At 63.6% G+C, this 18297-nt stretch carries 22 protein-coding genes; 7 read left to right on the top strand and 15 right to left on the bottom strand.

Features of this window, described 5'->3' with window-relative positions; genetic code table 11:
* Positions 1-79 precede the first annotated feature (79 nt).
* Entirely contained in the window at positions 80-829 is a 750-nt protein-coding gene (locus J1M87_RS25280) for a DUF5663 domain-containing protein (RefSeq protein ID WP_206492469.1), read from the top strand.
* 287 nt (positions 830-1116) lie between these two features.
* On the opposite strand, the gene J1M87_RS25275 is transcribed toward J1M87_RS25280, so the two are convergent.
* From J1M87_RS25275 to J1M87_RS25240, 8 genes are all read right to left on the bottom strand, one after another.
* Positions 1117-1704, bottom strand: a complete 588-nt coding sequence (locus J1M87_RS25275; RefSeq protein WP_206492468.1) for a LuxR C-terminal-related transcriptional regulator — start codon at positions 1702-1704, stop codon at positions 1117-1119.
* Positions 1705-1742: 38 nt separating this feature from the next.
* The gene (locus J1M87_RS25270) at positions 1743-2498 is read right to left on the bottom strand and encodes a hypothetical protein (RefSeq protein WP_206492467.1); all 756 of its coding nucleotides are present in this window, start codon (positions 2496-2498) and stop codon (positions 1743-1745) included.
* A 44-nt stretch (positions 2499-2542) separates the two neighbouring features.
* Entirely contained in the window at positions 2543-3142 is a 600-nt protein-coding gene (locus tag J1M87_RS25265; protein WP_206492466.1) for a hypothetical protein, read from the bottom strand.
* A gap of 42 nt (positions 3143-3184) precedes the next feature.
* On the bottom strand, positions 3185-3937 hold the full coding sequence (locus J1M87_RS25260) for a hypothetical protein (protein ID WP_206492465.1): 753 nt from the start codon (positions 3935-3937) through the stop codon (positions 3185-3187).
* A 190-nt stretch (positions 3938-4127) separates the two neighbouring features.
* The gene (locus tag J1M87_RS25255; RefSeq protein WP_206492464.1) at positions 4128-5339 is read right to left on the bottom strand and encodes a hypothetical protein; all 1212 of its coding nucleotides are present in this window, start codon (positions 5337-5339) and stop codon (positions 4128-4130) included.
* Between the two features lie 213 nt (positions 5340-5552).
* Positions 5553-5729, bottom strand: coding sequence for a VOC family protein (locus J1M87_RS29525; RefSeq protein WP_206492463.1), 177 nt, complete (start codon positions 5727-5729; stop codon positions 5553-5555).
* A 185-nt stretch (positions 5730-5914) separates the two neighbouring features.
* Positions 5915-7468, bottom strand: coding sequence for an MBL fold metallo-hydrolase (locus J1M87_RS25245; protein ID WP_206492462.1), 1554 nt, complete (start codon positions 7466-7468; stop codon positions 5915-5917).
* A 69-nt stretch (positions 7469-7537) separates the two neighbouring features.
* Positions 7538-8554 (bottom strand): UDP-N-acetylmuramate dehydrogenase, encoded by a 1017-nt coding sequence (locus J1M87_RS25240; protein WP_206492461.1) that lies wholly within the window; start codon positions 8552-8554, stop codon positions 7538-7540.
* A gap of 56 nt (positions 8555-8610) precedes the next feature.
* Here J1M87_RS25240 and J1M87_RS25235 point away from each other — a divergent pair, with 56 nt between their 5' ends.
* The 3 genes from J1M87_RS25235 to J1M87_RS25225 all read left to right on the top strand — a co-directional run bounded on the left by J1M87_RS25235 (position 8611) and on the right by J1M87_RS25225 (position 10423).
* Entirely contained in the window at positions 8611-9117 is a 507-nt protein-coding gene (locus J1M87_RS25235; protein WP_206492460.1) for a DUF2505 domain-containing protein, read from the top strand.
* Positions 9118-9132: 15 nt separating this feature from the next.
* On the top strand, positions 9133-9636 hold the full coding sequence (locus J1M87_RS25230; RefSeq protein ID WP_206492459.1) for a DUF2505 domain-containing protein: 504 nt from the start codon (positions 9133-9135) through the stop codon (positions 9634-9636).
* A 79-nt stretch (positions 9637-9715) separates the two neighbouring features.
* On the top strand, positions 9716-10423 hold the full coding sequence (locus J1M87_RS25225; RefSeq protein ID WP_241257451.1) for a class I SAM-dependent methyltransferase: 708 nt from the start codon (positions 9716-9718) through the stop codon (positions 10421-10423).
* Positions 10424-10479: 56 nt separating this feature from the next.
* Here J1M87_RS25225 and J1M87_RS25220 read toward each other — a convergent pair whose 3' ends face one another.
* Positions 10480-11067 carry a type IV toxin-antitoxin system AbiEi family antitoxin gene (locus J1M87_RS25220; RefSeq protein WP_206492458.1) on the bottom strand — a complete coding sequence of 196 codons (588 nt, stop codon included), beginning with the start codon at positions 11065-11067 and terminating at the stop codon, positions 10480-10482.
* A 109-nt stretch (positions 11068-11176) separates the two neighbouring features.
* Between J1M87_RS25220 and J1M87_RS25215 the strand changes: the two genes are divergently transcribed.
* Positions 11177-11923 (top strand): DUF2993 domain-containing protein, encoded by a 747-nt coding sequence (locus J1M87_RS25215; protein ID WP_206492457.1) that lies wholly within the window; start codon positions 11177-11179, stop codon positions 11921-11923.
* A gap of 19 nt (positions 11924-11942) precedes the next feature.
* Here the strand turns inward: J1M87_RS25215 and deoC are convergent, their stop codons facing one another.
* Entirely contained in the window at positions 11943-12593 is a 651-nt protein-coding gene (gene deoC, locus J1M87_RS25210) for a deoxyribose-phosphate aldolase (RefSeq protein WP_374222423.1), read from the bottom strand.
* A 59-nt stretch (positions 12594-12652) separates the two neighbouring features.
* Here deoC and J1M87_RS25205 point away from each other — a divergent pair, with 59 nt between their 5' ends.
* Both J1M87_RS25205 and purU read left to right on the top strand, forming a co-directional pair.
* Complete coding sequence (locus tag J1M87_RS25205; RefSeq protein WP_206492456.1) at positions 12653-13495, top strand: class I SAM-dependent methyltransferase; 843 nt, start codon at positions 12653-12655, stop codon at positions 13493-13495.
* Between the two features lie 13 nt (positions 13496-13508).
* On the top strand, positions 13509-14393 hold the full coding sequence (gene purU / locus J1M87_RS25200; protein ID WP_206492455.1) for a formyltetrahydrofolate deformylase: 885 nt from the start codon (positions 13509-13511) through the stop codon (positions 14391-14393).
* A gap of 6 nt (positions 14394-14399) precedes the next feature.
* Here the strand turns inward: purU and J1M87_RS25195 are convergent, their stop codons facing one another.
* From J1M87_RS25195 to J1M87_RS25175, 5 genes are all read right to left on the bottom strand, one after another.
* Complete coding sequence (locus J1M87_RS25195) at positions 14400-15425, bottom strand: alpha/beta fold hydrolase (protein WP_206492454.1); 1026 nt, start codon at positions 15423-15425, stop codon at positions 14400-14402.
* A gap of 82 nt (positions 15426-15507) precedes the next feature.
* Positions 15508-15798, bottom strand: a complete 291-nt coding sequence (locus tag J1M87_RS25190; RefSeq protein ID WP_206492453.1) for a DUF2516 family protein — start codon at positions 15796-15798, stop codon at positions 15508-15510.
* 66 nt (positions 15799-15864) lie between these two features.
* Positions 15865-16632, bottom strand: a complete 768-nt coding sequence (locus J1M87_RS25185; RefSeq protein ID WP_206492452.1) for a heparin-binding hemagglutinin — start codon at positions 16630-16632, stop codon at positions 15865-15867.
* On the bottom strand, positions 16625-17092 hold the full coding sequence (locus tag J1M87_RS25180) for a helix-turn-helix domain-containing protein (RefSeq protein WP_274611095.1): 468 nt from the start codon (positions 17090-17092) through the stop codon (positions 16625-16627). Before J1M87_RS25180 ends, J1M87_RS25185 begins: the two co-directional genes overlap by 8 nt.
* A gap of 75 nt (positions 17093-17167) precedes the next feature.
* Positions 17168-18297 (bottom strand): DUF445 domain-containing protein (locus J1M87_RS25175; protein ID WP_206492451.1); only part of this gene is annotated, 1130 nt, incomplete at its 5' end.

The raw sequence follows: 18297 nt of genomic DNA, 5'->3' as shown, positions 1-18297 counted from the left end.
GCAAGCCTTTTCGGGCTGGGGGGATCGGTTTCCTGGGCAGCGGGACACACCCGCGCCCCAGCAAACCGAAGGACATGTCATGGACCACCTCATCCTCATCTCGACGACTCTGCGCGAACAGTTTCCCGATCTCGAATCCGACGAATTGCACTCACTTGCCGAGCACGTGATCGGGGAGATCGAGCTTCAGGTCGGCCAGCAACTCAGCGAAGGCCTCGACGGCGATCAGCTCGCGGAGTTCGAAGCCCTGGTCGACGCAGGGAACGACCAGGGCATCAACGCGTGGCTCGAGTGCAACCGACCCGACTACCCACGCACCGTGATGCGAATCCGCGACGCGGTCCTGGCCGAGACGTTGCGCATCGTTCGCGCCCGCTCCGGTGCGAGCGAAACCGAAAGCCCGGTCGAAGGCAACGAGAACGACGAGAACACCGCCCTACGCGACTGGCCTGCCGTCGAAGCGTACGTCAGTGAGAGATACGCCGACGTGGCCCGGCGCGACGACAACTTGATGATCACGCTGAAGAATGGCCCCGGTAGAACCAGGACGGTCCTGGTCAACGCCCCGAACGACAAATGGATTCAGCTCGAAGCGGTCGTCGGTAAGAACCTGGACGTCCCCGACGTCCATACGGCGCTGACGGCTGCGTACAGGTACGTCGGAATTGGAATCGCCTTGTCCGGTCCTCACTTGCTGGTCCGCAGTGCCGTGTCCTTCGCCGGCGCGACTGGCGAATCTCTGCGCAGCGCGATCGAGCTCGTGGCAGGCACGGCGGATGGGTCGCTAGAGGCCCTGGCCGAACACGGTTCCGACGAGGCAGCGCGCTGACCCCTCTACAACGACGAAAAGGGCTCATGCTCTCAGCATTTCGCTGAGAGCATGAGCCCTTTTTTGTTTCACCGAGTGGTCGGCCCCGAGCTCACAACGCTGTGCCACACCCAATGCATGTGCTGTTCTTGACGTTGTTGTTCGCGCCGCAGTTGGCGCATTTCTTCGCTTCGCGCAGTGCTCGGTAGATCCTGATCATGTTCTCTGCTCCTGTGGTTGGTTCATGTGGTCGATAGGTACTGACGGATGGCAACTGGCCGAGGTGGTGCTCTCGTCCGGTTCATGCTCTACTCAGGACTCCGAATCGGACGAGGTCGCCGGTGAGTACACGGGCATTCGATGAGCCCGTCCTCGATGGCACGGTAGGCGAGGTCGACCTTGCTGCGAACCTGACGGCCGTGCGCGCGGTACTTCTCCCGTGCTCGGCTGAGATGTGTCGAGACGGTAGCATCCGCGAGGTAGTACTCTCGCGCAAGTTCGCCCCTGGTCTTACCCTTTACGTAGCCTGCGACGATCGTCGCTTCACGCGCGGACAACTCGGTGGCCGAATGATGCTCGGGGGCACCGAGAATCGATGTCAGCAACGCTCGTGCTCTGGCGACGTCGATCCTCGGGTCCAGGTAGTGGTCGACGCCTCCCGGTCCCTGATGCTTCGGCACACCGACGACGCAGACTGTTCGATCGTGGGTGGAATGTACGCTGCGATGCTGTTCGAGTGCAACAGCCGACACGAAGACCACGAGGTCGGCGGCCAGGGCCACGCAAGTGGGCATCTGCGCGCGCACCCGGTAGCCGAAGGTACGGAATAGAGCGGCAACAGATTCGCCGCCCAATGCGGTGGTACTGACGACGATGATGTCGAGTGCCTCGGTCATGAATCTTGCCTCACCATCGGATGGTGTTGCAAGGGCGCTCATTTCGAACTCTTAGCGGCAGGGGTCCGGTACAGCGATGTCTGACCGGGGTCGGCGAGGCGCAACGCAAGCCGGTTTCGAGCGGTTGAGTACAGCTGACGCTCCATGTGATCGATACGCTCGAGCACGACGTCGAGTCCGTGCTCCATCCGCTTTCCGTGGTTGTCGACCTCGACAATCTCGTGCTGGATTCGGGCGTACTCGCTCTCGGTGTCCGACAGCCGACGCTGTGCTCGGCACCGCCGCCGATCGGCGGCAACCAGCTCGAAATACTCGGGGCGCCAGATCTTCGTCGTCTGGTAGGCCACGTCGAATCCGGCGGCGAGATAAAGCGCAAGCATTAGACCGGCCAACACCATATCGGCCGGGTCGTTCTCGCCGTCACCGGTGATCAATCCGCTGAAAAACCGGACAGCAGCGAGAGCGATCCCGATGCTGGTCCAGATGACGGCGAACAGAATTGCAACGTTCCTGTGCCCTGAGACGTATGCCGAGCCGATCCCCATCGCACTCAGCGCGGAAATGCCGGAGATGGCGATCGCGACGAGCCACGACACAGTCTCGTTCTCGTTGACGAGTACGTCGAAGGTCGCTTTGGCGAGCAGAGTGTCCACCGACATGCACACCACGCCCGCGATCAGCAGCACGAGAGGCCATGTAGGCATATACGGCCCTGACTTCGGTGCCGGCTTGGCCTTTCCGGTGGGCTTTGTGCCGCTACCCTGCGCCTTCTGGTCTTGTGTCGGTGCAGTCATGTCTCGTACTCCTGAAGTGTCGGCGTCTTTCACGTCGGGCATGCTCAGACCGCCTTGTCGGTGTCGGTGTCGGTGTCGGTGTCGGCCGCTCCACCTGGGAGTAGTACAGGCGTGAACGGCGCATACACCCGACTGATGGACAACTCGTTGAGCGGATGCTGCTGCAACTCGGGTAGCGAACCGCGTGTTGTTGCCGGGTCCGCCACCTGCAGCTCCAGCCGTTCGGACTCGTCCGTCAAGGCCTTCCATCGCCCCTCGTAGAAACTCTGGTGGCGGCCGTGCTCACGCCGGATCTCTGCGAGGTCGGTACCGACCCGCGTCAGGTGCTGCACTCCTTGGGCTCGTAAGGACGCGAGTGCGGTGGCCTGGTTGAGAAAGTGCAGCTTCGCGGCATCTCGCCACTGATCGGTCACCGATGCGATAAGTCGGTCCAACACATCGGCATGCGCACTATCGACGCTTCCGGCATCGGCATGATCGTCGATCATCGCTTCGACGGTCGCGACGGCGGCATCGAGATCGGGAACTGGTTGCGGGATAGGTTCGCGCGCATCCCAGTTGACGATTGGAGTGACGGGGTGACGGTTGAACAACGTTCGGATTCTGTCTCGCGTGTTCGTGGGCAGATGCGGGAAGATTTTCATCGGTGGTCCTGTTCTCGTCGCGGGTGCCGGCCGATCCGGTAACTACTGCACCGGTCCCCCGGCGCGGTCACTCGCGGCGGGGGCCGCGGGGATGGACTGCGCGTTCGCCCAGGAAGGCGGCGAGATCGAACTCGTCTCGACCGACCGCGTAGCTGCCACCGAGCGGGCGAACGCGGCCCGTAGATAGGTATTGGCACGCCGGTTGTAGAACTCGCAGCTGTGCTGCACGCGCACCAGGAGTGCAGACCAGTGCGCTGTTCGATCGGTGTGCAGTACTGCGATTTCGCGGTGGACATCGCCCTCGGCGCTCCGGTGCGAAGCCAACTGCCCGTCTGCTGCGGCGAGGGTGCGATCGTGCTCGCGCAGTCGCCGGGCCATGCGTTCTGCTTCACTCTCGAAGTTCTCCGCCGTCGACCGCGGCGAGGCAGTCGGCGTCTCACCTCCGAGTTGCGCCACCCGGTCCTGCGCCCTGACGATCTCCGTGGCACGGATCTCGAGCTCGCGGTACAACGAGGACAATCGGTCGTCGATCGACGCGATCATCGCCACAGTCGACAACCGTTCACGCTCGACCTGGTGCAAGAAGCAATGTTGAAGTGTTTGCAGCCGATGGGTTCGCAGCGGCGGATCTGCGGGTCGCGAATCGACACCGGCCAATTCGCGGACCAGTGGGCGGTCGACCCGGCCTGCCCACCAGTCACCGAAGGCAATTCGTTTGTCGTACCGCAGTATAGGCTCGGGCATCCTCTGCAGTGCGGGCACCGCACGCGGGAACACCGCATCTGCTGCTGTCATCGGTGCAACGTCGACTCGTGTGTAGCCGTCGTCGTCTGCCGCACCTCGGGTATTTCTATTACCGAACATCGATTGGCCTCTCGTGTGGCGTGCAAGGAATGCGCAGGCAAGTTCCGGCGCACAGGGAAGACACCGAACCCCCGCAGGCATGCGCGCCTGCGGGGTTCGGGTCGAAACTCGTTGGGACGGTTCAGCAGGGATCGTCGAGCAGGATGCGAACCGATCGGTTGAGTGCCGCCGGGCCGGGAAGAAGCTCACCGGTCATCGTGTCGCGGTCCGGTCGAACGTACTCGGGGAATTCCGAACCCACTCCCATTGCCGTCGTTGATAATTCGGACGCACCGGCGTTTCTCAGCTCCGCAACCACAGCACTCGCTCGTCGCAGACCGAGCGCCTGCAATCGCTCGCGAGCCGAACCGTCGTCCGCTGTGGTTCCCTGAATCGACGCGGTCCGCCGGGAATCGGCGACGAGCCACTGTGCAATAGGTAGCAGCGCGGCCCTCGCACGCTCGGCATCGACGAACGAGTCACTTTCTGCAACGAAAGACACATCCGACCGACCACCGAACACGATTTCGTCCGACGTGCACACCGGTGGTTGCGCGGGTGCAGCGGGCAGATCGACCGTCCGTACCGAGAACGTCGTCTCGAGGGCTTCATTCGTGTTCGGTGCCGAGTCGACCCGCACTGTTGCCCCCGCGGCTTCGAAAACCGCGGTCCACAACGCGGATACCCTCGCTCGCAACGGAGCATCCAGTGGGGACTGCGGACTCGCGGTATAGCCGAATCCCACCAGATAGGTTGTAGTGCCAGTCAGATCCGGAAGAGAACCGGTCGCGTTGAGGTAATGAGCCACGTCTTCAGGGTCGGCCTCGAGCATTCCCTCGGTGGTGAGCTGCAGGCGCCCCGAATCGGCAAGCCCTGGGTCGGCGACGATCAAGGCCGGGGACTCTGCGTCCACAGACCGCAGTCGCCCCACGGCCATGGCAACGGACTCGAGCAGGTCACTGCCGTTGCCATCGGATGCGCGATGCAATGCCTCGTCGACGCGATGGAGGTTCTTCTCCACCACTGCATTCTTGCCGGCTTCGGTACCTTCCACCGGCTTGAGTTTCAGGTCTTGGTCGAGGGTTGGGGTCGCGGCCACGTGAACGACGTCGACAGGACCGCCGGCTCGGACGGTCTCGTCCACTACTGCCCTGCCGAGCACCCCCAGACTCGGAATGGGGGCGTTGGCATGCGTCCCTGCTACAACGACAACCGCCCCGGCGGCGGGGACCGTCACCTCTCCGACGGTCGCTTCCTGGTGACCGATCGATGTACCGCACCCCGACAGAATTGCTACTGCGGCGGCGAGCCCGAGCAATGTTGCCCCGAACCTCCGCGATCCTGCGTTCGTCATGGTGTCCCTCTCTCGAATCCTGCACTGTGTCGAGAGGAACACCGGTCCCCCGGTGTCAGGTGCCGGCGCGTTACCTGCGACAGCCGCTGCAATTCTGACGGATGCGCCCAGGGAGACATCATGGAATCTGACCGACCCGGCATCGGGGGCAGACGCGCGTCGGGATTGATCGGCTTGGACCACGCTTTCAGATCGAATGGCAGATCCCTGTGCCTAGGCGTGCTCGAGCCCCGATGGATAGAGAGATCCAGCTTTGGGTTCCGCGACTTCGACCCACGGAACCGAAAATCCGGCAGCTACGAGGGGTGTGTCGAACTCCAGAGTGGTGATCGCACGCCCAATGACCTCCGAAGTGTCGATTACGTGGGCGGACGCGGAGATCTGCTTCACCGACTACAGGTACGCCTCGGCCGAGTTGGCGCGCACGCACAGGTGATCGCACAGCGACAGCTCGTCGCCTTCGAGGCCTAGAGCTGAGAGCTCTGGAATGACGGAACGGACTCCTTTACTCCGGCGAGGAATCCGGAGTTGGGGATGTTCATGGCTGGTTGTCTACCAGCCTGCCGCGGGTCCGACTACTCGACCTTCTCGGTCCGCAGTTCGTGACCCTTGGATGTCAAGCAGCGACCGGTGTCGAGGTTCCAGTCCCACCCGTGGAGGTTGCAGGTCAGCTTGTTTCCTTCGACGACGCCGAACTTGGTGAGGTCGGCCTTGAGGTGCGGGCAGCGACGCTGGATCTCGTAGCCGGCAACTTCGATGGTGGCGGTGTCGTCGTGCGCCTCGGAGAACCAGCCGTCGGCGTAGGCGATGCGCTCGTCGGTGAGGCATTTGAAGAACGTGTAGAGGAATTCGTTGTAGCCGCCGACGCGTCGGGCGCGGAAGCGGGTGGACAGGAAGATCGAGTTGACCCAGTCCGGCTCCTGGTCACGTATCGCGGTGCGTACCAGCTCCGGCGGGATGGTGAAGCTGTAGCGGAACTTCTCGTTCGAGATCGGTTCGCGCACGATTCGTTTCGGGAAGTCGAGTACAACGGTTTCGTCGCCCATCGTGATTCCGACGGGGTAGCCGATGCCGTCACAGATCAGATCGGTCTGGGCCATGATCGGCTCGAACAGGCCCCGCATCGGCTCGAGCAGTGGCTCGCCCTCGTCCGGGGCCCAGGCTGCCTTCTCCGCGGCGATTACCGACGCCTGACGCTGGGCGTAGGCCTCGATGTAGTCGGCCTTGCCGGTGGTGAAGATGGCCTCGACCTCGGCCGTCGGGATCGGGTGCTCGTGCGACAGCAACTCGGAACCGTCGAACGTCGCGGCGGTGCCCGGCATCATAAGCAGGCCTTTATCGTGCCCGTGCAGTCGCATTTGCTCGAGAAACACCATCTGGTCCGGGAAGATATTGGCAGGGTCGCCGTGGACATCGTTGAGCGTGCGCAGCTCGTCGTCGAGGAAACACGGCGGGCCTGCCGACGGGACGACCCACGTTGAGCCGACCTGCTCGATGTACTGGCGGGCGCGATCCATCTGCCGCTGACGCTTCTGGATGCCGAAGTTCTTCTTCGCGCGCGAGACCATGTCGTAGACCATCGGGTACCAGATCGCACCCGAGTACTGCAGCATGTGCACGTCCACGGGACCGAAATTCTCGGTCATGACGTCCAGGTCAACCGGCCTCGCGTCGTTCATGTTGAACGCCACGGTCTTGCCGTCCGAGACGACCAGACCCGAGTCTCCGATTGGACCGTCGGCGGGTGCACGCAACGCGATGATCATGATGTCGAGATCACCTTTGGGCCCTGCGATCGTGTGTTTGACCGAGTCCGTCGTCTCGTAGAACTTGTGGAACCCGAGCTTCTCGAGCTCGTGCTTGAGATCGAGCACCGGGTAGTCCGGCAGCAGAACCGTGGCGTCCTTGTTGACGTGCTCGGCCAGGTTCTTCGGGTCGAAGTGGTCCTTGTGCAGGTGCGAGACGTAGAGGTAATCGCAATCGCCGAGCGCGTCCCAGTCCAGTTCAGAATTATCCGGGAATGGGAACCACGACGCGTAGAAGGCCGGATTCACCCACGGGTCGCACAGAATGGTGCCTGAGCTGGTCTTGATATGGAAACCTGCGTGTCCGACGCTTGTGACCTGCACTTGTCGTCCTCCTGACGTACTTCCGAACTTCTGATGGTAGGCGTCCGCCAGCGTGGATTCGGCCGATATCTATCCAAATCGGCAGTTGACAAGGTCACACTCCGGACCCAGTGAGATATCGAAAGCCTTTTCGACGCCCTCCCGGATATGCGCTGCAAAGGCCATGACATGAGCGGTGGTGGCACCGCCGCGGTTGGTGACGGCCAGGACATGCTTGGACGACAACGCGACGGAGCCGGTGCCCCACTCTTTCCCGTACCCGCGTCCAAAGCCGGCGTTCTGAATAAGCCAGGCCGCAGGAAGCTTGGTTCCCAGCGGATCCGGATACGTCGGCGACTCGCTCGCCTTGTCAGGTATCTGCGTCAGGACAGGGTTGATGAAGAAAGACCCGACACTCCAGGTGTCGTGATCGTCCGAATCGAGAACCATGCCACGCTCGCCGCGCAATTGCAGAACAGCCTCACGCACCTCTGAGACCGGCGCTAGACCATCGACGTCGATTCCGAGCCGATCTGCCAGACCCGAATACCTGATGGGCTTGGACGTGGTCGACACATCCAGAGCGAAGGTCACGTCGAGGATGACGTAACGGTCGCTGTGTTTGAAGACCGACTGCCGGTGACTGCCGAAGCCGCATTCTTGGGGCAGCCAAGCCCTGGTCACCCGGGTTTCGCGGTCGTACACCGTCAATTCAGAGAGTAGGTCGGAAGTGAGAGTGCCGTACGCGCCGACGTTCTGGATCGGCGTGGCACCGGTGGAACCCGGCACACCCGACAAAGTCTCCAAGCCCGCGAGTCCTGCGTCGAGCGAGGTCAACACCACTCGATCCCATTCGACGCCCGCATCAACCCTTAGCTTGTCGTGTGAAACTTCGAGTCCGGCGGTCTCGACCTTGACGACGAGACCGTCGAACCCCTGGTCACCCACGACAAGATTTGAACCGCCCCCGACAAGAAGTACCGGAGTTCCTGACTCGTCCGCGTCGCGAACAAGAGAGACCAGCTCATCGGAGGTGGTCGCAACGGCGAACTCACGAGCCGGACCGCCGAGTCGCATAGTGGTGAGCTCGGAAATTGCAGTAGCCACGGTAGACGAGGGTACCGCTCATTCGTAGTGTGAGGATCCACCGGTAATCTGCGTCAATGCCTCGCCCCATTGAGCACAGCTCGACTGTGCCCGCCTCCGCCGACCAGGTTCACGCTGCACTGACCTCCGAGCAGTATTGGAAGGACCGCATCGAACAGATCGGCGGCCCCGGTGCGAGCTTGAAGAGCGTCACCGTCGGCGAGGGCACCATCGACGTCGTCATGATCCAGTCCGTTCCCGAAGAAGAGCTGCCCTCCGCGGTGACTGCCTTCAAGAAGGGCGATCTCATCATCGAACGCACCGAGAGCTGGGGGCCGTTCGACGGCACCCACGCCGACGGGATGTTCGGAGCCACCGTCGAGGGTGCGCCGGCTCGCATCACCGGCACCACGACGCTCGACGGTGTCGGCGATACGACGGTCATCGCACTGTCGGGAACCACCGAGGTCAAGGTCCCCATCTTCGGCGGAAAGATCGAGGCGATGATCAGCGAGCAGGTGCTCTCACTGATCGACAACGAGCAGGACTTCACGGGCAACTGGATTACCGAGACCTCACAATAAGTATCGTCTTCCGGTATGGCTCGCCGAATGAACTACTCCGCCCGGTTCACCCACTCGACGCAGCAGGTGTATGCCGCGTTGTCCAGCCGCGATCACTGGGACGCGCGTATCGAAGAGATGCGCAAGTACTCGGAGAACGAGCTGAAGAGCTTCGAGGTGTCCGAGGCCGGAATCGACATCGTCATGCACCACGTCATTCCCCGCACCGAACTGCCCGACATCGCACAGACGGTGATGAAGAAGGACATGATCATCACCCGGAACGTGCATTTCGATGCGTACGAGGAAGTCACCGCAGGTCACTACGACGCGTCGATCCCGGCGGGCCCGGGTTCGTTGAAGGGCACCACCTCGCTCTTTCCCACCAACGGCGGTTCGACGCTGCGCACCTCGTCCGAGGCCAAGGTCTTCCTGCCGTTCATCGGCGGCAAACTCGAGCAACTGATGCTCGTCAACCTCGTCGACCTGTGGCGCGGTGAGGGCGAAGTGACCGCCGACTGGCTCGACAAGAACGCCTAGCCCACTGAAGGGGCCTGAAGGCGTCATCACCCGCGGCACCACCGGCATCAATCGGTTGCGTCGTAGCGATCGGTCGCTGATGCACAACCCCGATGTTCGACGCGTCCTGCTCGAATCCCCGGATCCGCTGGTGGTGGACCTCGGCTACGGGGCGATGCCGAATACGACTCTCGAGCTCGCGGGCAGGTTGCGCACCATCAGGGCCGATGTGCGCGTCACGGGCCTCGAGATCGACCCTGCCCGCGTCGTTCCGGGCAAGGACGGTGTGGAGTTCGCTCGCGGCGGTTTCGAGTTGGCCGGGCTTCGACCCGATCTGGTGCGGGCGTTCAACGTTCTGCGCCAGTATCCCGAGGATGCGGTTCCGGCGGCCTGGAGCCGGATCCAGTCCCGATTGGCACCCGGCGGGCTGCTGGTGGACGGCACCTGCGATGAGCTGGGTCGCCGCTGCGCGTGGGTCCTGCTCGATGCCCAGGGGCCGCGGTCGTTGACGTTGGCCTGGGATCCGTTCGATGTCGAGACGCCGTCGGATATCGCCCAGCGTCTCCCGAAGGTGTTGATACATCGCAACATCGAGGGCGAGCGCATTCACGATCTGCTGCAGCGCGCCGATCGGGCGTGGTCGGTCGCTGCCCCGCTTGCCACCTTCGGACCCCGCCTGCGTTGGCGCGCGGCCCTGAAGATACTTGCCGAACAAGGACTTCCAGTCACGATCCCCCGCAGGCGGATGCGAGACAACGTGCTCACGGTGCCCTGGTCGGCGGTCGCCCCTCGCTCCGAGGACGAGTGAAATCGGGTGCAGTAGGCCGCGGTCAGCGCGGTTTACTGCACCCGATTTTCTCGTCGCTAGGTGCAGGCCGACAGTGCCAGCTCGACCCGTTCGGCCACGCGGTCGGTGTTGCCTGCCGCCTCTGCATACAGGGCCTGCGGGTCGACGCGACCGATCGCCACGGCGTCGCACACCACCTCGTCGAGGGTGATCTGCGAGATGCCTCCGGCGGCGAGATCGAGCACTGTCCGCACGGGTGTGGTGATGTTGAACGTGCCTGCCGACTCGACGTCCCGAGGTTCGAGTCGCAAACGGTGAACGGCGAGACGGGTATCGCTCAGGCGTAGGTCGCCGAAGGCGCACAGATGCACGAATTGTGGGTGCAGGTGCCCGAATCCGTGCAACTCGGCGGCACTCTGGTGCGAGATCACCGCCTCGCCGCCGAACCAGGCACACCACATCGCGAACACCTCGAGTTCGCTGTGCGGCCACTGGCCGAGCCGAAACAGGTTGCGCTCGACGCGGGTCCACGTATCGGTGGCCAGGTTGACGCGCACCATTGCCGCATCGAACCCGAGCTCGCCGGCTTGCTCGGCGGTGAAGTAGCCGTCCTGACGAGTGGCGAGCGAGTGCAGTTCTTGCACACTCGGACCTGTCGTACTCATGTCGCAAGCGTACGTCAGAATGTGTTATACATCACAAAATTTGGCATCGTAAACAAGGGTTCGTCAGTTTCACAGAGCTTGCTCAGAAACATCGGGAAGACTGCCAGGAATGTCATCCACAGCCAAGCGCAGCACAGTGCCGCTGATTGCAGTCTCGGTCGTTGTCGTCCTCCTCGTCGCCCTCATCGGTGGAGAGCTGTTCGTCCGCCAGCAGATCAAGTCGTGCCTGGCCGGCCAGCTCGAGTCCGAACTCGGTAGCCAGGTCGAGGTAGGGCTCGGCTTCAAGCCGGTGCTGCTGTCCCTGGTGGACAAGAAGGTTTCGTCGGTGACCGTGGACAGCGACGACGCCCGCTTCGGCCCCGCCGAAGGCATGGTCGTCCACGCCGAAGCACACGATCTGAATCTGAACCAGACTGCCGATTCCGGCGGCACCATCGGCAGCTCGAGTGCCGACATCTCGTGGTCGACCGACGGCATCACGCGCACCCTGCAGAGCCAGGGCATCGGCGCGCTCGTCTCGGGCGTCACCTCGGACGCCTCGGCCGGAACACTCGAGTTCGCTGTCGGCGCGCTGGCCAAGCTGACCGTCAAGCCTCAGGTCGTCGACGGCAAGGTCGAGGTCAAGACCGTCGACGCCTCGATTCTGGGTCTCGGCCTTCCCACCGATCTGGTCGACTCCGTGGTCGGCGTGCTCACCGACAGCCTGCAGACGTACCCGTTGGACATGACTCCGACATCGCTGACCGTCACCGACTCCGGCATCGAACTCACCCTCGAAGGTGGGCAGTACACCATTCCGGCCACGCAGCAGAACCAGAATCAGCAGACCCCCGAGGGTTGCTCGCTGGTCGCGTAACCCAGGTACGCGGGAGCGGTCAGCTCAGCCCGTCGAGCACCGCACGGGTACCCGAGAGCCCCAGTCGCGTTGCACCCGCGTCGATCATCGCCAGGGCGGCGTCCGTGGTACGGATGCCGCCACTGGCCTTGACGCCCAGTCGCCCGCCGACGGTCTGCGCCATCAACCGCACGGCTTCGACACTCGCACCGCCCGCCGGGTGGAAACCGGTGGAGGTCTTGACGAAGTTCGCCCCCGCGGTTTCCGCAGCGCGGCATACTTCGACGATCGCCTCGTCGGACAGCGCTGCCGATTCGATGATCACCTTGAGCACGGCATTGCCGATGCCTTCACGGACGGTCACGATATCGGCCAGCACTGCGTTGTAGTCCCCTGCGATCGCCGCGCCGACGTCGATCACCATGTCGACCTCGTCCGCACCCTGCTGCACCGCCAGACGCGCCTCGGATCCCTTGATCAACGAATGGTGCTTGCCCGACGGGAATCCGGCGACGACGGCGGTGAGCATTCCCTCCGCGCGAATCGGCAGCATGGACGGCGAAACGCAGACGGCGAGCACGCCGAGTTCACGGCCCTCCTCGATCAGTGCGGCCACGTCGGCCGCTGTGGCCTCGGGCTTGAGCAGCGTGTGGTCGACCATTGCGGCGAGGTCGGCTCGGGTGAGTGTCATGCATCCCAGCTTTTCACAGCTCCGCATTTCGTAGCCTTGTCGGTCTACGATTTTCGTTCATGACCGCAGCCTCGCTCGCCGCCACCTTCAATGCCACGAGCCCGAAGTTCGATGCTCTGACGCCACAGGTCTGGGGTCCGGCCGGGCAGTCTCTGGTCTTCGCGCTCGGGTTGGCATCGGGCGAGACGGTTCTGGACGTGTGCTCGGGCACAGGGGCGTCGGCGATTCCTGCAGCTGCCGCCGTCGGACCGGACGGCATCGTGCACGCGGTCGATCTGGCCGACGAGCTGTTGGAGGTGGGCCGGGTGAAGGCCACCGAACGCGCTCTGCGCAACATCGACTTCGTCGCCGCCGACGCCACCGAGTGGGAGCCGCCGTCGACGGTCCCCGATGCCGGATACGACGCGCTGGCCTGTTCGTACGGCATCTTCTTCCTGCCCGATCCCGAGGCGGACTTCGCTCGGCTGGTGTCTGTAGTTCGTCCGGGCGGGCGCGTCGGGGTGACGGTGTGGCGCAAGGGTGCGATCGAGGCGTTCGCGAGTACCTACGTCGAGGTGATCGGCGCGCACTCGCCGCCGAGCGAGCACAACGGGTCACTCGCGCAGGACGGTTACGACAAGCACCCGATCCGGCGGATGGAGACGGCGGAACTGCTGTCTGCGTGGCTCACCGCGGCCGGAACCACCGATGTCGAGGTCGTGGAGCTGTCCAACCATGTTCCCGCAACGGAGTCGTTCGTCTGGGATCTGGTGCTGGGCAGCGCGATGCGGGGCGCACTCGCTGCGTTCGACGAGGCGACCCGGGCGCAGATCCGTTCCGAGTTCTCGGCGCTGCTGACCGAGCGGGGTATCGATTCGATCGATCTGGGGACACTGGTGGCAACCGGGGTCCGCACGCCCTGAGACAATCGTCGGCATGAGTTCTTCCGTATCCGAGGATCGCCGCTTCGTTCTCTCCCTCGGTTGCCCCGACAAGACGGGCATCGTCGCCCGCATCTCGACCTTCCTCGCCGAAGTCGGTGGTTGGATCGTCGAAGCTGCCTATCACGCGGATCCCGATACCGGTTGGTTCTTCACCCGGCAGGCCGTTCGGGCCTCGTCGGTGGATATGAGCATCGAGGATCTCCGTGCGCGTTTCGCTCAGGTGGCCGACGAGCTCGGCCCGGAAACCGAATGGGCACTGCATGATTCGGGCGAGCCCAAGCGGGTGGTACTGCTCGTCAGCAAGGAAGCGCACTGCCTGCACGATCTGCTCGGACGCGCTGCCGGCGGCGAGCTCCCGGCACAGATCTCCGCGGTGATCGGTAATCACAAGTCGCTCGAGCCGATCGCCGCTGCGCACGGCACACCGTTTCATCATGTCGAATTCGCGAAAGACCCCGCCGAGCGCGGTCCCGCGTTCGAGGAGGTGCGCACTCTCGTCGATTCCTACGATCCGCACGCGGTGGTGCTGGCTCGTTTCATGCAGGTACTCCCCCAGTCACTGTGCGCGCACTGGGCCGGCCGGGCGATCAACATTCACCACAGCTTCCTGCCGTCGTTCGTCGGCGCTCGCCCGTACCACCAAGCCTTCGCCCGTGGCGTCAAGCTGATCGGTGCGACGTGCCATTACGTGACGGCCGAGCTCGATGCCGGTCCGATCATCGAGCAGGACGTCATCCGCGTCGACCATTCCGACGAGGTCGCCGACATGGTGCGTCAGGGCCGCGACATCGAGAAGCTCGTGCTCTCCCGCGGCCTGCGGTGGCATCTCGAAGATCGTGTCCTGGTGCACGGCAGCAAGACCGTCGTCTTCAGTTAGCAGCCTCTAGAGGTTCCGGAGCCGCACCACTTCGGTGTTGAATTCGTCGATTGCTTCCACCGAGCTCATGTGTCCGACACCGGGGATGACGATCAGCCTGCTCAAGTGGTTGTGGTCGTCGAGTGCACGCGCGAGTTTGCGAGCGTGCACCGGTGGGGTCAGGCGGTCGGCCGAGCCGACGAGGACGCTGGTGGGGACGGACATGTTCTCCAGTGCCTCGCGGATATCGAGATCGCTCAGTGCTGCGCCCCAGATTCCGCGGGTGTGTGGGGCACATTCGAGCACGATCTTCTCGCAGAACGACACCTCGGCAGGAGTCGCTCCCGGTGCCATCGAGATGTACTTGATGGCTTGGCGAGTGACAGGTGACGGCCGCAGGGGAAGGGCCGAGCTCAGTACCGCGCGCCCCACCGGAGCCGGAACCCGCGGGAAGTGCTGCGGCAGGGGGATGACGGTGGTTTCCCGCACCAGGGAGTCGGTTGCGGTACTGGCGAGCAGCACTGCGCTGACAAGTCGGTCGACCTGTTCGGGGTAGTTACCGGCCCAGGCCATGATCGACATGCCGCCCATGCTGTGGCCCACGAGTACTGCTTTGTTGTCCTCGGTGACCGTCGCGGCCAGTACTGCCGCCAGGTCGTCGGCCAGCACGTCGGGGCTCAGCGGTCGCGTTCCGACATCGCTGCGTCCGTGCCCACGCTGGTCGTACGCGATGACGCGATAGCGCCCAGCAAGGGCATTGACCTGCGGAAACCAGTAATCGGCGGAGCAGGTCCAGCCGTGGCTGAAGACGATCGGTTCGGCATCGGGATCGCCGTAGCTACGGACGTGCAGATGAGCACCGTCATCGGTGACGACCTCGGTGACCTGTGGCTCGAACGTCGGCGGCTGAAGCAGCTCGTCGGGCCGTACGTCGGTTGTCCTGGTGAACGAATGCAACCTACGGCGCCGGACGGCGAATGCTCCGACCGCGGCTGCCGCTGCCAGCCCTCCGACTCCGAACAGCGCGCGTTCGACTACCTTGCGTGAAACCACTGAACAATCCCCCTACCTGTGACCCCCGTGTGGTTCGGTAGAGGCTACGCCCACGACAGCGTGGGCGCCGAAAGGTGTACCTCTACCAGCGCGGTCCGCGCTGAATGCCGTCGATTTTCGGTCGAACGTCAACGAGGTATACCGCGATGGCAACGATGCCGATGATCCAGAACATGATGACCATGGGGCCGATCAACGTCAGGAGCAGCCCGACGGCCAGGATGCCCAGCCAGGCGTTCTTGGTCAGCTTGCCTGCGGCGGGAAAGGCGTCGGGACGTTGGCGAAGCGCGTGGAAGATCGCGAATGCTGCTCCGGCAATAGAGATGATTTGCAGGATCAGGAAAATCGTCTGAGAGAAGCTGCTCGCAATCACGTTCGCCAGTGTACGAGAAGCGACCCCGGCACCGCTCGGCGCCGGGGTCGTTTCTTTACGAGTGCTTTAGCGAGTGGACTTCTTCGCCGGAGCCTTCTTGGCCGGAGCCGGTGCAGACTTCTTGGCTGCCGGTGCCGACGTGGTCTTCTTGGCCGGAGCCGAAGTCTTCTTGACCGGCGCGTTGGCACCGCTGCGAGTCTTGGCCTCGACCTTGCCTGCTGCTCCGCTGACCTTCTGCGATGCGTCGATTGCCTTGTCCTTGGCCTCGCTGCCTGCCTCGTCGATGTCGTCGGCGAGTTCCTCGGCACCTTCACGGACCTTGTCCGATGCGATGCCGGCGAGGGCGGCTGCCCGCTCGCCGACCGCGCGGGTCTGCGATGCGACGGTCCCGAGGGCCTGCTCGGTGAGGTCGACGACGTCGTTGGCGGCAGAGTTGGCGCGGCCGAGACCCTCTTCGACGGCAGGGGTGCGGCGAATGCGCTCGACGGTCTCTTCGCCACGCTCGGCGAGCGAGGTGTACAGGTCGGAGGCAACCTTCAGGTATGCCTCGGCGACCTTCCGCAACTCCTCGGGGGTGAAGCGCTCACGCAACTCGGCGATCTCGTCGGGCAGCTCCGCGGGCAGATTCGTCAGCCGCTCCCGCAGGCTCTCGACACCCTCGGTGACGTCCTCGGACAGGTCGGCGAAGCGAGCGTTGACCTCGCTGGTACGACTTTCGGCGCGAGAGCGGACCTGCGCTACGACATCGGCGACGGCCTGGACGACGGCATCGCCTGCACCGACGGCGGCGAAGATGGGCGTCCTGACGCTTTCGAAGTTCTTGGGATCAGACATCTGGTGTCTCCTGTTCGTCGGATTCTGGATGTTGCGTCGACTCGTTCTCACCACGGAACGAGTCGTAGATCTCGATCAGCACTTGCTTCTGCCGTTCGGTGATGTGTTCATCGCCGAGCAGAGCTTCGCGCACCGGACCGTGGGGACGCGCTTCCAAGATCCCGGCCCGGACGTACAACACTTCGGAGGAGACGCGCAGACCCTTGGCTATCTGCGCGAGCACCTCTGCGGACGGATTACGCAGTCCGCGTTCGATCTGACTCAGGTACGGATTGCTCACTCCGGCGCGGCTTGCGAGCTGTCGCATGGAAACCTGCGCGGCTTCTCGCTGCGACCGGATGTAGCTACCTATGTCCTGAGCTGCCGTTGTCACCACTGCGGCGACCATGTCGCCTGCCTCGGCGACGACCTGCGTCGCTTCGGTCGCTTTGGCGACCAGATCTCCCTCGTTCTCGGCCATTGTCGGCCTCCTGGATTCGGTGTTCGTCCACGACGGTACCCGTGGGTGCTAACTATTGCAAGCACTCTGCTAGCACTAGTGCCCGAAGATCAGATCCGAGACCGTGTAGATGGCGAGTCCGGCAATGGAACCGACGACGGTGCCGTTGATCCGGATGAACTGAAGATCGCGTCCGACCTGCAGCTCGATCTTCTTGCTGGCTTCCTCTGCATCCCAGCGAGCGACAGTGTCTCCGATGATCGTGGTGATCTCGTCGGCGTAGTTCTCCGCGACGTAGCTCGCTCCCCCGAGCAACCAACCGTCGACCTTCCCGCGCAGTTCCTCGTCGTCGCGCAACCGCACCCCGAGGTTGGCGGTGTTCTCCTTGATCTTGGTGCGCAAGGTGCTCGTCGGGTCGTCGACCGACTCCGTGATCAGCCGCTTGGCCACCTTCCAGGTGGCCGCAGCCAGCCCGGTGATCTCCTCACGTCCCATGATCTGCGCCTTGAGCTTCTCGGCTTTGTCGATGGTCACCGGGTCGTGCTGCAGATCGTTGGCGTAGTCGACGAGAAATTTGTTCGCAGCCAGACGCACCTCGTGCTCGGGGTTGGACCGAATCTTCCAGGTGAACTCGACGAGTTCCTTGTAGACCTTCTCCCCCAGCAGGGTGTCGACGAATTTCGGCGACCAGTTCGGAGAATCCCGGGCGACGACGCGATCGATCATGTCCTGGCTGCCCAGAGCCCACTGATGGGCCCGTTCGGCGAGCATCTCGATGAGCGGCAGCTGACGGTTTTCGCGGATCAGCTCCTCGAGGATGCGGCCGATGGGCGGTCCCCACTGCGGATCGGCGAGTCGGCGCACGATGGTGCTGTCGATCACAGCGGTGATGTCCTCGTCGTTGAGCACATCGACGACACCGTGCAAAACCGTTGCCGCCTCGGCTGCCACGCGCTCGGCGTTGTCGGGCTGGGCGAGCCAGGTACCCAACCGCAACGGAATCTGCGCCGACGCCACTTTCTCCGACACCACCTCGGGTGCGAGGAAATTACTGCCGACGAACGAACTCAGGCTTGCGCCCAGCTGGTCCTTCTTCTTCTTGATCAGTGCCGTGTGCGGAATCGGAATGCCCAGCGGATGCTTGAACAACGCGGTCACCGCGAACCAGTCCGCGAGTGCGCCCACCATGCCCGCTTCGGACGCAGCGCGCACGTATCCCACCCATG

Source organism: Rhodococcus sp. KRD162 (assembly GCF_017168335.1).
GTDB lineage: Bacteria > Actinomycetota > Actinomycetes > Mycobacteriales > Mycobacteriaceae > Rhodococcoides.
This window is presented reverse-complemented; position numbering and strand designations above follow the sequence as displayed.

What these genes read in the sequence shown, in the direction of transcription:
- purU (WP_206492455.1), top strand. Translation starts at nt 13,509, where the DNA reads ATGAGTTCTTCCGTATCCGAGGATCGCCGCTTCGTTCTCTCCCTCGGT.
- J1M87_RS25205 (WP_206492456.1), top strand. Translation starts at nt 12,653, where the DNA reads ATGACCGCAGCCTCGCTCGCCGCCACCTTCAATGCCACGAGCCCGAAG.
- J1M87_RS25280 (WP_206492469.1), top strand. Translation starts at nt 80, where the DNA reads ATGGACCACCTCATCCTCATCTCGACGACTCTGCGCGAACAGTTTCCC.
- J1M87_RS25225 (WP_241257451.1), top strand. Translation starts at nt 9,716, where the DNA reads ATGCACAACCCCGATGTTCGACGCGTCCTGCTCGAATCCCCGGATCCG.
- J1M87_RS25180 (WP_274611095.1), bottom strand. Translation starts at nt 17,092, where the DNA reads ATGGCCGAGAACGAGGGAGATCTGGTCGCCAAAGCGACCGAAGCGACG.
- J1M87_RS25235 (WP_206492460.1), top strand. Translation starts at nt 8,611, where the DNA reads ATGCCTCGCCCCATTGAGCACAGCTCGACTGTGCCCGCCTCCGCCGAC.
- deoC (WP_374222423.1), bottom strand. Translation starts at nt 12,593, where the DNA reads ATGACACTCACCCGAGCCGACCTCGCCGCAATGGTCGACCACACGCTG.
- J1M87_RS25215 (WP_206492457.1), top strand. Translation starts at nt 11,177, where the DNA reads ATGTCATCCACAGCCAAGCGCAGCACAGTGCCGCTGATTGCAGTCTCG.
- J1M87_RS25230 (WP_206492459.1), top strand. Translation starts at nt 9,133, where the DNA reads ATGGCTCGCCGAATGAACTACTCCGCCCGGTTCACCCACTCGACGCAG.
- J1M87_RS25270 (WP_206492467.1), bottom strand. Translation starts at nt 2,498, where the DNA reads ATGACTGCACCGACACAAGACCAGAAGGCGCAGGGTAGCGGCACAAAG.
- J1M87_RS25255 (WP_206492464.1), bottom strand. Translation starts at nt 5,339, where the DNA reads ATGACGAACGCAGGATCGCGGAGGTTCGGGGCAACATTGCTCGGGCTC.
- J1M87_RS25220 (WP_206492458.1), bottom strand. Translation starts at nt 11,067, where the DNA reads ATGAGTACGACAGGTCCGAGTGTGCAAGAACTGCACTCGCTCGCCACT.
- J1M87_RS25265 (WP_206492466.1), bottom strand. Translation starts at nt 3,142, where the DNA reads ATGAAAATCTTCCCGCATCTGCCCACGAACACGCGAGACAGAATCCGA.
- J1M87_RS25260 (WP_206492465.1), bottom strand. Translation starts at nt 3,937, where the DNA reads ATGACAGCAGCAGATGCGGTGTTCCCGCGTGCGGTGCCCGCACTGCAG.
- J1M87_RS25275 (WP_206492468.1), bottom strand. Translation starts at nt 1,704, where the DNA reads ATGACCGAGGCACTCGACATCATCGTCGTCAGTACCACCGCATTGGGC.
- J1M87_RS25185 (WP_206492452.1), bottom strand. Translation starts at nt 16,632, where the DNA reads ATGTCTGATCCCAAGAACTTCGAAAGCGTCAGGACGCCCATCTTCGCC.